Source organism: Pseudotamlana agarivorans, assembly GCF_001642835.1.
Taxonomy (GTDB): domain Bacteria; phylum Bacteroidota; class Bacteroidia; order Flavobacteriales; family Flavobacteriaceae; genus Pseudotamlana; species Pseudotamlana agarivorans.
The window spans coordinates 722,042-735,076 of record NZ_LXEI01000001.1; the positions used below are offsets into that span (position 1 = coordinate 722,042).

The following is a 13,035-nucleotide window of genomic DNA, read 5'->3' on the forward strand; positions in this document are numbered from 1 at the left end:
ATTTTCATGTCTTCAAAAAAAAAGCACAAAACGGGTGAATTAAACCTTATTTTTTATGAAAATGCGTTTGCACATCAAGCTCGGCGAATTGGCGAAACATTTCCATAACACCGCAATATTTTTCAATAGATAAATCAACCGCTCTTTGTAATTTTTTTTCATTGAGCTCGGCACCATAAAAGTGAAACGCCATAGTGACCTTATCGTAAATTTTAGGGTCGGTATCGGTAAGATTCGCATCAATATCCACTTTAAAATCATCCACCTGTAACTTCATTTTTTTAATGAGTGAAGCCACGTCCAGACCAGAACATCCTGCTAAACCAGAAAGCATTAAAGCTTTTGGTCTGTAACCTTCGCCTTTACCGCCATTTTCTTCGCCTGCATCAATAAATAAATTATGTCCGGAAGGGTTTGTGCTTTCAAATCGCATCTCCCCTAACCATTTGGTAGAAACTTGAACTCCCATAGTGTAAATGTTATAATTAGTATGAATCTCCAAAAATACTGAACTCATTTGAACTTTTTGCGTTTAAGCGAAAATTAGACATCTTTTGACCATTTGAAAGATTTTTTGAGTTCCATAGCCGAGCTACGGAAGAAAAAAAGGTGAAAAATGGGTAGAAAAAGGCAATTTTTTAGCAAATGAAAAATGTATAAATCAGTTCACTATTAAATAAACATAAACAAGTTCGTGTTCAAGAAACAATAGCACAGTGTGTTAAAAATATTTTTTGATATCACTTAGATTTCAATTTATATCTTTGCAACGCAAAAGTATATTTAATGTTTAAACAAAAATTAAAGCGTTATTATAGAATTATAAAATACATATTACACAAAGAAACACTAGTAGATTATAGAGAATCACTGTGGTCTTTTTTAGGGTCGTTTATTGGAATTTCTGCAATAGGATTTATTCAAAGTAAATACTTATTGCCTATAGAGAACATTTCATTAATAGGCTCCTTTGGTGCAACCTGTGTTTTACTATATGGCGCAATCGACAGTCCGCTTGCACAACCCAGAAATTTAATTGGCGGACATTTAATTAGTGCATTTATTGGGGTAACGGTTTATAAGCTGTGTCCCGACCCCATATGGTTTAGTGCGCCTTTAGCAGTCGCCTTATCTATTATGGTGATGCAATACACTAAAACCCTTCACCCTCCAGGTGGTGCTACAGCTTTAATAGCGGTTATTGGCACAGAAAAAATAAAATCTTTAGGGTATTTATACCTATTTTCTCCAGTTTTATCGGGTATCATCATACTGCTTTTTGTCGCTTTTTTAATTAATAACCTAGACGCTAAAAGGCAATACCCTGCTAAAAGTAAACTGCCAAAAACCATTAAAAAAGCTATTATTCCTTTAAAATCGCACAACAAGAAAAATGCGGCTTAAGTTATAACACCTTTAAAACAAGCTCCATAACTTTTAAAGACAATGAACAAAAAGTAATTTATTTTTGATATAATGTAAAGTATTATATACATTTGTATAAAAATAATAGAATATGAATATACAAATATTACCAAATTGGTGTAAAAAAGTAGGTGTTCTTGTTTTCCTAATATTTGCAATCCCAAGTGCCGTTGAAGGATTTATTGATGGCTTAAATGACAGCATAAACTGCCGGATAGAAGCGACCAAAACCTATCAGGATATCCAACCCGGTATGACCAAACCTGAAATAATTACAAACTATTTCGAACAAAATACCCTTCACCTATTTAATGTATTAAATATTATAGGATTACTTATTTATATGCTATCAAAAGAAAAAATTGAAGATGATTATATTAGCATGTTACGATTAGAGTCTTACCAGCTTACTATCGTGATATTTTTAGTATTTTCAATTATGATATATGCGTTTTTTAAAGACTTAAAACTATCTATAGATTATTTTATATCTGGTTTTATGATGTTATTCTTAATTATATTTTTCATTAAAAAACGTATTTATTAATGAAAAACCTGATTAAAGTAGAAAGAGCAAGACACGATTTAACGCAAGCTGATCTAGCAGAAAAACTAGGTGTTTCCAGACAAACTATTCATGCTATTGAAAACAATAAATTTAATCCTTCGGTAACTTTAGCTATTAAAATGGCGCGTTTTTTTAAGGTGACTGTAGAGTATTTATTTGATATTGAAGAAGCTTAGATAAGCTCCTTTATACGAGCTTGAAGTGTTGGCAACACCTCCACATCAAACCATTTATTTTTTATAAGCCAAAACCGGTTTCGTGGCGATGGATGTGGTAGAGGTAAAAATCTAGGCAAATAGTCGTTATAATTTTTAACCGTTTCGGTGAGGGTTTTCTTTGCTGATTTGCCGAGGTAATACTTTTGAGCATAGGCTCCAATTAACAAGATGAGCTCTACCTGTTTAAGTTCATCAAAAAGCAATTCATGCCATTCTGGAGCGCATTCTTTCCGCGGCGGTAAATCGCCCGACTTGCCTTTTCCGGGGTAGCAAAAACCCATGGGGATGATGGCAAATTTAGTGGCATCGTAGAAATCTTCAACCGAAACATCTAACCATTTTCGTAGCTGATTTCCGCTCGCGTCATCCCAAGGAATTCCCGAATCATGTACTTTGGTTCCTGGAGCTTGTCCTATAATCACGATTTTAGCATCTGGGTGCGCAGATACAACGGGCCGCGCTCCAAGTGGTAAATGGGCTTCACAAATCCTGCATTGTTTTATGTTTTGAAGGAGTTGTTCCATTCGATTGTTATTAGCTTCTTACACTTAGGGTCGCGATTGCGGGACGCGAATAAGTTCCATGTTATTTTTTTACACTGAGATACACAAAGTTTCACTGAGAGGCACAGAGTAACAAACGCATTATAAAAATAACTAAATTATCCGTGATGAAAGACTCCGAGAAGCTCTGTGTGTCTCTGTGAATCTCTGAGTAATATTTTTATTGGACGCTTTCTTAATCTTACGGACACAAGACCACTCTCCTGATAATGGAAAGTAAATATCTGCCAAGTAATTTTTACACTGAGATACACGAAGTTTCACAGAGAGGCACAGAGTAACAAACGCACTATAAAATTAAATAAAATAGCATTCACACAAATTTCACGAATTTACACAAATTGCTTTCGGACAACATTTACCCGTGATAAAGGACTCCGTGATGCTCTGTGTGCCTCTGTGAATCTCTGAGTAATAATAACAATGATAATTCAAATTATTTACAAATAATTCTCATCATTGAAGTAAAAACATTCTATTTAGCGACTAAAGCGACACCGTCAAAAATTAAACCTTCAAAACCGGTTTTCATAAAGTTTCTAATGTTTTGGTGCCCTGTTCCGTTTGGGTCTTCAAGAACATCTTCAAAGTAAAACTGACCAAAACAAGCTAAAGTTTCTTCTTTTGTAAAGCCTTGTTTTTGAGCAAAAGCAAACAGTTTGCAAGATCCAGAATTTTCGCCTTCAGCATTTTTTAAAGCACCATTTATAAAAGCTGTGGGTGTAAAATCATAAAGCTCTTCAATTACACTCATGGTATCTGCAAACACAATAGACTTTGGATTATTTTGTAATTTTTCTTTAAATGTTTCTATGTTCATTTTGTAATTTTTTATTTATATCGTCTAGCTGATTTTATTTTTTCCCATCCACAACAATAACAATTTCGCCTTTTGGTGGTTTATTGGTATAATGTTCTAAAACTTCTTTGGCCGTCCCTCTAACGGTTTCTTCAAACATTTTGGTTAACTCTCTTGAAACCGAAACGATACGATCTTCTCCAAAATATTCGCAAAAATGAGCAAGCGTTTTGACCAATTTATGCGGACTCTCGTAAAAAATTAAGGTTCTGGATTCTTCAGCTAAAAGCAATAACCGTGTTTGGCGCCCTTTTTTAACCGGTAAAAAACCTTCAAAAACAAATTTATCATTAGGCAAACCAGAGTTTACTAACGCTGGAACAAAGGCAGTTGCTCCTGGTAAACATTCTACAGCAATACCGTTTTCAATACAAGCTCTTGACAATAAAAACCCAGGATCTGAAATGGCTGGTGTACCGGCATCACTAATTAACGCAACCGTAGTACCGGCTTTTAATTTTTGAATGATATTTTCAACCGTTTTATGCTCGTTATGCATGTGATGCGACTGCATGTGGGTTGAAATTTCAAAATGTTTTAGGAGTTTTCCCGAAGTACGCGTGTCTTCAGCTAAAATTAAATCGACATCTTTTAAAACCTCAACAGCTCTAAAAGTCATATCCTTTAAATTCCCAATGGGTGTAGGTACAAGGTAAAGTTTACTCATACGCAAAGGTAGAAATTGTAACTTTTAAAAGTAAACTTAATTAAACTTAGCTTCGATAATTTCTATAAAACGTTCTTCAAATTCTTCTTTCCCCTCCCAGTTGTTGTAGTCAGGCTTCACCATATTCTGAATAAAATTCATAGCATTATCCCAAGAGTCGATCGTATTTAATTGCGAAATCACACGATCGTAATCTTCATGTTTACCGTCAAACAAATGTTTTATAAAACCAATTTTTTCGTTTAAACCAATTTTAAACCCACCAACTTTTAATCGGTCATTCAAAGATTTTTTTCCATGAGACATCCCGTTTGAAGCTTTAGAAACAGGTTCAAAAATAGGCATGTCTTTAAAACCAGCTGTCAAATCGTCGAAATCATCTTTTCTAACCGGTGGCTCAACAGGTTTAACAGATTCTACGGGCTTATCAGGTTCTATGGGCTGAACGGGTTCTTCAGGGGTAGGCCTCTCAAAAACCGGCTCTACAGGATCTGGAGTTTCAGGCATATGCTGTAACATATCCTTTATTTTAGCCATGGCGGGCTCGGTGATAACGTCACGATTAGCATCGTCAAAATTAACGTATATCTTATCTTCAACTTCAATATTATCACTCACCTTATTATTAAACGCACTGTCTAACATTCCAAAAAAGGAAGAATCGCTACCAATTTTAGGTAATTCACCATCAAAATTTTCCTCAGCAAATTTTAGTACGGTTAGTGCTTCATACAAAGCCCCTGCTTCAGCTTGTAATTTAACCACATCCTCTTTCCCTTTCAGTTTAAGAATTCTATGTGCAATGCTAACAAGATCCGATTCTAACTTCTTCTTCATTGTTTATAATTTTTTAATTATTACCCTGAGGGCTTTTGATTTTTAATAAATTTGCGCCACCTTTATGCAAATGAATATTTCCTTTGTTTTAGTGTTAAAATTACAAAATGTTTCTCGAAAATACAGTAAATCATAAAGAACAATTTGGCTGGATTGAAGTGATCTGTGGTTCCATGTTTTCCGGAAAGACCGAAGAACTTATACGCCGATTAAAACGCGCTCAAATTGCCAGACAAAAAGTAGAAATTTTTAAACCTGCTTTAGATATTCGTTATGATGAAGATAAGGTCGTTTCTCATGATGCTAACGAAATTCGATCAACCCCTGTTCCTGCTGCTGCCAACATTCCCATTTTAGCCGACGGTTGTGATGTGGTTGGTATCGATGAAGCTCAATTTTTTGATGATGAAATTGTACGCATTTGCAATGATCTCGCTAACAAAGGCGTGCGCGTTATTGTAGCTGGTTTGGACATGGATTTTAAAGGCAATCCTTTTGGACCGATGCCCAATTTAATGGCTACTGCCGAATACGTCACTAAAGTACATGCGGTTTGTACAAAAACAGGCAATTTAGCCCAGTACAGTTACCGAAAAAACAAAAATGATAGCTTGGTTTTATTAGGCGAAGTTAATGAATACGAACCTTTAAGTCGTGCGGCATACTACAAAGCCATGATGCGTGATAAAGTAAGAAATATGAAGGTGAATGATGCTGAAGAATTAAACAATAAAAAAAATCAAGACGATGCCTAAAGCACAAGAGACTGTGCTCGAAATAAACCTTAAAGCACTTCAGCATAATTTTGACTACTTAAAATCGAAATTAAAACCTCAAACGAAATTTATAGCCGTAGTGAAGGCTTATGCCTACGGAAATGACTCTTGCGAAATAGCCCTTTTTTTAGAAAAATTACAGGTTGATTATTTTGCAGTGGCCTATATTGAAGAAGGTGTAGCCCTTCGAAAAGCTGGAGTAAAAGCACCTATTTTAGTCTTGCATCCACAAATTGTAAATTTTGATATGTTAGTTGAAAACCGTTTAGAACCGAGTTTGTACAACGAAAAAATATTAAAAGAATTTGTTGCCGCACTTTCTGAAAAAAATATTGAAAAATATCCCGTTCATCTCAAGTTTAATACGGGTTTAAACCGATTAGGGTTTTGGCATACCGATGTTAAAATGATTGCAAAAACCTTGAGTGAAACCAAAACTTTAGAAGCGGTTTCTATACTTTCTCATTTGGCAGCCAGTGAAGATTTAAACGAAAAAACCTTCACCCTAAACCAAATTGAAGATTTTAATAACATCGCTGAAAATTTCACTAAAGAAACCGGCCTAAAACCATTAAAACATATTTGCAATACGTCGGGCATTTTAAACTATCCCGAGGCGCATTTCGACATGGTACGATCTGGAATCGGATTGTATGGTTTTGGAAATTCCGAAAAGGAAAATCCTAATTTTAGACCCATTGGTACTTTAAAAACGGTTATTTCTCAAATTCATAATATTATTGAAGGCGAATCCATTGGCTACAATCGCGGCTTCAAAGCTACCGAAACCTTAAGATCGGCAACCCTGCCTATTGGTCACGCCGATGGCATTGGTAGGCATTATGGACATGGTAAAGGTTTTGTAACCATACATGGCCAAAAAGCTCCCATAATTGGAAATGTTTGTATGGACATGATTATGGTAGACGTTACCCATATTGATTGTCACGAAGGTGATGAAGTGATTGTTTTTGGAGAATCGCCGACTGCCGAAAATCTTGCCGAAGCAGCCAACACCATTTCCTACGAGTTAATTACACACATCTCGCAACGGGTTATGCGTATTTTTACCAACCATTAAACCAATTAGTTACATTCTTTTTACTATTTTTAGAACTGAACTGATGTAAACTTTTACGTTTAAACGAAAATTATTTTTTAGCAAATGGTAAAAGTCTAAATCAGTTCGCTTAACCAAAATTTAAAAATATGCTAAAAGAATTTAAAGAATTTGCCATGAAAGGCAATTTGGTCGACATTGCTGTTGGTTTCGTTATGGGTGCCGCCTTTAAAGAAGTGGTCACCTCTTTTACAGGAGGCATTGTTTCTCCATTAATCGGATTAATTTTCCAATCGGATTTCAAAGATCTCAAATACGTAATTACTGAAGGCGTTACTAATGCTGAAGGCGTTGTAGAAGGCGAAGTATCTGTACTTTGGGGTGCATTTTTAACCAATGTTATTGACTTTATCATTGTGGCTTTCGTGATGTTTATGGTTGTAAAAGCGGTTAATAAAATGAAGAGAAAAGAAGGGCCAGCTCCAGAACCACCAAAAGGACCAACTCAAGAAGAATTACTTGTCCAAATTAGAGATTTGTTAAAAAAATAATTATTTGTTAAATATATAACATTGTGTTATTTCTTGTTAAAAAGCCCTCATTTTCAGAAAATGAGGGCTTTTTTTAGAATTATAAATAGAATTAATACTTAGTTTTGCCTCTCAGAAATTTAATATAAATAGAAAATTTATTTATTATGAAAGTTGCAGTAGTTGGTGCCACTGGTATGGTAGGCGAAGTGATGTTAAAAGTTCTTGCAGAACGTAATTTTCCAGTAACAGAATTAATTCCTGTTGCCTCAGAACGTTCGGTAGGTAAAACAATAAGCTACAAAGGAAACGATTATAAAGTTGTTGGATTAGAAACCGCGGTTTCAATGCGCCCAGATATTGCCTTGTTTTCGGCAGGAGGCGACACGTCTTTAGAATGGGCTCCTAAATTTGCTGAAGCAGGAACCACAGTAGTTGATAATTCTTCTGCTTGGCGTATGGATCCTACTAAAAAATTGGTAGTACCAGAAATTAATGCAGGTGAATTAACTAAAGAAGATAAAATTATTGCCAATCCAAATTGTTCTACAATTCAATTAGTAATGGCTCTGGCACCTTTACATAAAGCCTACAACATGAAACGTGTTGTAATATCCACTTACCAATCGGTTTCTGGAACAGGTGTAAAAGCTGTTAAACAACTAGAAAACGAAATTGCAGGTATCGATGGTGAAATGGCTTACCCTTACCCTATTGGAAGAAACGCCTTGCCACATTGTGATGTTTTCTTAGAAAATGGGTACACCAAAGAGGAAATGAAATTAGCTAAAGAACCTCAAAAAATATTGAGTGATAACAGCTTTGCAGTTTCTGCAACAGCCGTTAGAATACCAACAGCTGGCGGACATTCAGAATCAGTTAACGTACAATTCGAGAAGGATTTCGATTTAGCTGATGTTCGTAAACTGTTAAGTGAAACTCCAGGTGTCGTAGTTCAAGATAATACCAGCACAAACACCTACCCAATGCCAATTTATGCGCATGATAAAGATGAGGTTTTTGTAGGTCGTATTAGACGTGACGAATCACAAGAAAACACCCTTAATATGTGGATTGTAGCCGATAACCTTAGAAAAGGTGCGGCGACTAACACCATTCAGATTGCTGAATACTTAATTAAAAACGGATTGGTTTAATACCAATAACTTTATACTTTTAAAAAACTCCTGCAACACCTGTAGGAGTTTTTTTGTATCGAATAATTACATCGCTTTTCCACAAACATTTTCATTAGTAAAACGTAAATTTCAAGTACGCGAACTCACTGCAGTTTTAACTTTTCCTTAAGCCTTTTTGCTAGTTATAACTCCTTGATTCTTTTAAGTTTTCTATATTTTTGACAACTTAAAAAAAGCAGAAAATTATGTATAAATTCGCATGTTCCGTCTTATTTCTAATTCTATTTATGGCCTGTAAACAAGAAGCAAAAAAATCTCACATTATAATTGCTGAGTACCCTGAAACAAAAAAAGTTGATACCGTAGACACCTACTTTGGTGTGAAAGTTAAAGATCCTTATCGCTGGCTAGAGGACGATAGAAGTCCCGAAACCGAAGCCTGGGTGGTGGCAGAAAACAAGGCTACTTTCGATTATCTAAATAAAATTCCGTACAGAGACACCTTAAAACAAAGACTCTCAGAATTATGGAACTACGAAAAAGTAGGCGCCCCGTTTAAGGAAGGTGATTATACCTATTTTTCTAAAAACAATGGTTTACAAAACCAAAATGTGATTTACAGAAAAAAAGGCAATGATGAAGCTGAAGTTTTTTTAGACCCCAACACCTTCTCTAAAGATGGTACAACTTCCCTTGGCGGACTTAGTTTTTCTGAAAATGGAAAAATTTTGGCTTACTCTATTTCTGAAGGCGGAAGCGACTGGAGAAAAGTCATTTTAATGAATACTGAAAACAAAGAAATCATTGAAGACACACTTGTAGATATTAAATTTTCTGGAATGTCATGGTTCAAAAATGAAGGTTTTTACTATTCCAGTTACGATAAACCAAAAGGTAGTGAGCTTTCAGCTAAAACCGATCAGCACAAAGTATATTATCATAAATTAGGCACCCCTCAAAAAGAGGACCTTTTAATATTTGGTGGCACTCCTGAAGAAAAACACCGTTATATCATGGCGGATGTTACTGAAGATAACAAATATCTAATTATTTCGGCGAGTATTTCTACCTCAGGAAACAAACTTTTTATTAAAGATTTAACCAAACCTAACAGCCCTTATGTTACCATTTTAAATCATACTGATAGCGATACAGATGTTTTGAAAAACAATGGGAGTACATTATTCTTAGCAACGAATTTAAACGCACCAAACAAAAAAATTGTAACTGTTGATGCCTCAAATCCTTCACCAGAATACTGGGTAGATTTAATTCCTGAAACAGAGCACGTGTTATCACCTTCTACGAGTGGGAAATACATTTTAGCACACTATATGGTAGATGCGCTATCCAAGGTAAAACAGTACAATTTTAAAGGCGAATTAATAAGGGAAATTAAGTTACCTGGATTAGGAACCGCAAGTGGATTTGGTAGTAAAAAAAATGAAAAAATCGATTACTTTTCATTTACAAACTATAACACACCATCAAGCATCTACACCTTAGACCTTGAAACTGGTGAAACCGCATTATACTGGAAACCTGCTATCGATTTTAATAGCAACGATTACGAAAGTCACCAAGTATTTTATACCTCAAAGGATGGTACTAAAATTCCAATGATGATTACCTATAAGAAAGGCTTAGAGTTAAACGGTAAAAACCCAACGATGCTTTATGCTTATGGTGGTTTCAACATCAGTTTAACTCCAACCTTTAGTGTTCCTAATGTTGTATGGATGGAGCAAGGTGGTATCTATGCCGTACCTAACCTACGTGGTGGAGGCGAATACGGAAAAGTATGGCACGATGCTGGAACAAAAATGCAAAAACAAAATGTATTTGACGATTTTATAGCTGCTGGCGAATACTTAATTAAAAACAACTACACGTCTTCAAAGTTCTTAGCAGTAAGAGGTGGATCAAATGGTGGTTTACTTGTTGGAGCGACCCTAACACAACGCCCAGATCTTATGCAAGTCGCGTTACCAGCAGTTGGTGTTTTAGATATGCTAAGATACCACACCTTTACAGCTGGTGCCGGTTGGGCCTATGATTATGGGACTGCAGAAGACAGTAAAGAGATGTTCGAATACCTTAAAAAATATTCACCTGTTCACAACGTGAAAAAAGGCTTTGAATATCCTGCAACTCTAATTACAACTGGCGATCATGACGACCGCGTTGTTCCTTCACATAGTTTTAAATTTGCTGCTGCTTTACAAGCCAAACAAGTTGGAAAACATCCCGTTTTAATTCGTATTGAAACCGATGCGGGCCATGGTGCTGGAACACCTATTAGTAAAACTATTGAGCAATATGCCGATATTTTTGGCTTTACATTAGACAATATGAAATTTAAAAGCTTACCGAATAAAATATAAACATGTTTATATAAATAATACCTTTGAGCCAAATTCTAAATTAGAGGATTTGGCTCATTTATTTTAACTATCCTTGTATAATTTTAAAACCTAAAACGATTTTTATCGTCTTAATTATTAGGACTTCTTCCATATGCTACGCGTTGATCAACTTACTTTTTCTTATCATAAAAAACCTGTATTAACCAATATATCTTTTCAGGTAAAACCGGGTGAAAACTTAGCCATTATTGGAGAAAGTGGTTGCGGAAAAAGCACTCTTTTAAAACTGTTGTATGGCGAATATGATTTGGATGGCGGACATATTTTTTGGAAGGAAGACGAAATTCTAGGACCCAAATTCAACTTGGTAGTTGGCTACGATTTCATGAAATATGTGGCACAAGAATTCGATTTGATGCCCTTTACCTCGGTAGCCGAAAATATTGGTAAATTCTTATCTAATTTCTTTCCTGAAGAAAAAAAAGAACGCACTGCCGAACTTCTTGAAGTGGTAGAACTTACAGCCTTCGCAAAAACCAAAGTAAAACTATTAAGTGGCGGACAAAAACAGCGGGTAGCCATAGCGCGGGCTTTAGCAAAACAGCCCGAAATCATGCTTTTAGATGAACCTTTTAGCCATATTGATAATTTCAAAAAGCAAAGTTTAAGACGGAATGTTTTTGAATATCTAAAGAAAAAAAACATCAGCTGCATTGTAGCCACTCATGACAAAGAAGACGTGCTAGGTTTTGCCGATCAAATGATCGTTTTAAGCGATCATAAAATCTTAGAGCACAATACCCCTGAAAAATTATATAAAAGCCCTAAAACACCCTTAATTGCCTCTTTTTTTGGGGAATTTAATACTATTGAAGGTGATTTAGTCTATGCCCATCAATTGCAAGTGGTAAATCATTCCAATCTAAAAGCTACTGTTAAACGCGCCTATTACAAGGGACATTTCTATTTGGTGGAAGCCGATTTAAAAGGTCAAACTATATTTTTTGAGCATCATAAGGCCTTAATGGCTTCTGATGAGGTATATCTTGTGGTGAATAAATAAGATTATCTAAAGAAAAAACGAAAGGTAACTGAAAGCACCTAGTTTCAATTTTTAGTATGAAAACACATTTGAAGCATACGGTATAATTCGGGATGCTTCTTTTCCATGAGCTTAGGATTTTCAAAGAAATACTCGGAAGCTACGGCAAAAAATTCCGCTTGATTTGTTCCTCCATAACTTCTTATATCCGATTTGTTTTTATGTATGGCTTCCATTTCTTTATGAATAAGATTAAGCCAAGGAATACTGTAACTGTGTTTCATAATATACTCTGGAACACCATCGGTAGCACCATCCATTTTATCTATGAGATGTACAAACTCATGTATAGCAGTATTACTCTTATCATTCGCATTAGAAAATCCGTGATGTAAAGCCTTCCTAGAAAGTATCATTTGCTTTTCTAATCGGCCTGTACCAACCATGCCCATAATATTTCGGTGCTCGTTTTTATGCCCAAATTCGTAATCGGCATTAAAATTATCCGGATATAAAATAACACCACTCAAATTGGTATAATGCCATTCTGGAAATCCGAATACAGGAATAACAGCACTTGCCCCTACTAACAATCGATCTAAGTCCTCTAACTCAAATTCAACAGCCTCAACATTAACTTCATTTAGAAAAATCATGATGCGATTTTCGAAAACCTTTTGCTGTTTAGGTGTTAAGGCCTTATAAAAAGCAACATGCTCCATTAAAAGCTGTTTCCATCCCTCTGGAAAAGTGTCAGGCTTTTTTGATTTTAACAAACGGAAAGCAAAAATGACTATAGCAATCAAGCATAAAAATGAAATAGCGTAAAACATAGATAACTTTAAAAAAACGACAAGTTAAAATAAAATAAGGCTAGTGTATTAAAATTTTAAATTAATAACACAAAAATAGGGTCAAGTTATTGTTAACCTGACCCTGTCTTTAAAATTATTTAGATAATAGGCTAATGTTATGTTTCATGCTG

15 protein-coding genes are annotated in these 13,035 nt (G+C 35.3%); 9 read left to right on the forward strand and 6 right to left on the reverse strand.

From position 1 onward, the window contains the following. Positions 1-46: 46 nt before the first annotated feature. Positions 47-469, reverse strand: a complete 423-nt coding sequence (locus A6I66_RS03000) for an OsmC family protein (protein WP_067145384.1) — start codon at positions 467-469, stop codon at positions 47-49. 317 nt (positions 470-786) lie between these two features. On the opposite strand from A6I66_RS03000, the gene A6I66_RS03005 reads away from it, so the two are divergent. The 3 genes from A6I66_RS03005 (at position 787) to A6I66_RS03015 (ending at position 2,169) form a co-directional block, all read left to right on the forward strand. Continuing rightward, entirely contained in the window at positions 787-1,404 is a 618-nt protein-coding gene (locus A6I66_RS03005; RefSeq protein ID WP_067145386.1) for an HPP family protein, read from the forward strand. 112 nt (positions 1,405-1,516) lie between these two features. Beyond that, on the forward strand, positions 1,517-1,972 hold the full coding sequence (locus A6I66_RS03010; RefSeq protein ID WP_067145388.1) for a hypothetical protein: 456 nt from the start codon (positions 1,517-1,519) through the stop codon (positions 1,970-1,972). Continuing rightward, entirely contained in the window at positions 1,972-2,169 is a 198-nt protein-coding gene (locus tag A6I66_RS03015) for a helix-turn-helix transcriptional regulator (RefSeq protein WP_067145390.1), read from the forward strand. Before A6I66_RS03010 ends, A6I66_RS03015 begins: the two co-directional genes overlap by 1 nt. Here A6I66_RS03015 and A6I66_RS03020 read toward each other — a convergent pair. The 4 genes from A6I66_RS03020 to A6I66_RS03035 all read right to left on the reverse strand — a co-directional run bounded on the left by A6I66_RS03020 (position 2,166) and on the right by A6I66_RS03035 (position 5,137). Next, positions 2,166-2,735, reverse strand: a complete 570-nt coding sequence (locus A6I66_RS03020; RefSeq protein ID WP_067145392.1) for a uracil-DNA glycosylase family protein — start codon at positions 2,733-2,735, stop codon at positions 2,166-2,168. The genes A6I66_RS03015 and A6I66_RS03020 overlap by 4 nt on opposite strands. A gap of 514 nt (positions 2,736-3,249) precedes the next feature. Continuing rightward, positions 3,250-3,594, reverse strand: coding sequence for a HopJ type III effector protein (locus A6I66_RS03025; protein ID WP_067145394.1), 345 nt, complete (start codon positions 3,592-3,594; stop codon positions 3,250-3,252). A 34-nt stretch (positions 3,595-3,628) separates the two neighbouring features. Then, positions 3,629-4,300, reverse strand: coding sequence for a 16S rRNA (cytidine(1402)-2'-O)-methyltransferase (rsmI, locus tag A6I66_RS03030; RefSeq protein WP_067145396.1), 672 nt, complete (start codon positions 4,298-4,300; stop codon positions 3,629-3,631). A gap of 36 nt (positions 4,301-4,336) precedes the next feature. Continuing rightward, positions 4,337-5,137, reverse strand: coding sequence for a hypothetical protein (locus tag A6I66_RS03035; protein WP_067145397.1), 801 nt, complete (start codon positions 5,135-5,137; stop codon positions 4,337-4,339). 107 nt (positions 5,138-5,244) lie between these two features. On the opposite strand from A6I66_RS03035, the gene A6I66_RS03040 reads away from it, so the two are divergent. From A6I66_RS03040 to A6I66_RS03065, 6 genes are all read left to right on the forward strand, one after another. Beyond that, positions 5,245-5,892 carry a thymidine kinase gene (locus A6I66_RS03040; RefSeq protein ID WP_067145400.1) on the forward strand — a complete coding sequence of 216 codons (648 nt, stop codon included), beginning with the start codon at positions 5,245-5,247 and terminating at the stop codon, positions 5,890-5,892. Then, entirely contained in the window at positions 5,885-6,994 is a 1,110-nt protein-coding gene (gene alr / locus A6I66_RS03045; RefSeq protein WP_067145402.1) for an alanine racemase, read from the forward strand. Before A6I66_RS03040 ends, alr begins: the two co-directional genes overlap by 8 nt. A 128-nt stretch (positions 6,995-7,122) precedes the next feature. Beyond that, the gene (mscL, locus tag A6I66_RS03050; RefSeq protein ID WP_067145404.1) at positions 7,123-7,524 is read left to right on the forward strand and encodes a large conductance mechanosensitive channel protein MscL; all 402 of its coding nucleotides are present in this window, start codon (positions 7,123-7,125) and stop codon (positions 7,522-7,524) included. A gap of 146 nt (positions 7,525-7,670) precedes the next feature. After that, positions 7,671-8,660, forward strand: a complete 990-nt coding sequence (locus tag A6I66_RS03055) for an aspartate-semialdehyde dehydrogenase (RefSeq protein ID WP_067145406.1) — start codon at positions 7,671-7,673, stop codon at positions 8,658-8,660. Between the two features lie 269 nt (positions 8,661-8,929). Beyond that, positions 8,930-11,026, forward strand: coding sequence for a prolyl oligopeptidase family serine peptidase (locus A6I66_RS03060; protein ID WP_245683418.1), 2,097 nt, complete (start codon positions 8,930-8,932; stop codon positions 11,024-11,026). A gap of 133 nt (positions 11,027-11,159) precedes the next feature. Continuing rightward, positions 11,160-12,071: an ABC transporter ATP-binding protein gene (locus A6I66_RS03065; RefSeq protein WP_067145410.1), complete on the forward strand. Its 912-nt coding sequence runs from the start codon at positions 11,160-11,162 to the stop codon at positions 12,069-12,071. Between the two features lie 44 nt (positions 12,072-12,115). On the opposite strand, the gene A6I66_RS03070 is transcribed toward A6I66_RS03065, so the two are convergent. Then, complete coding sequence (locus A6I66_RS03070; protein ID WP_067145412.1) at positions 12,116-12,883, reverse strand: M90 family metallopeptidase; 768 nt, start codon at positions 12,881-12,883, stop codon at positions 12,116-12,118. Positions 12,884-13,035: the final 152 nt, after the last annotated feature.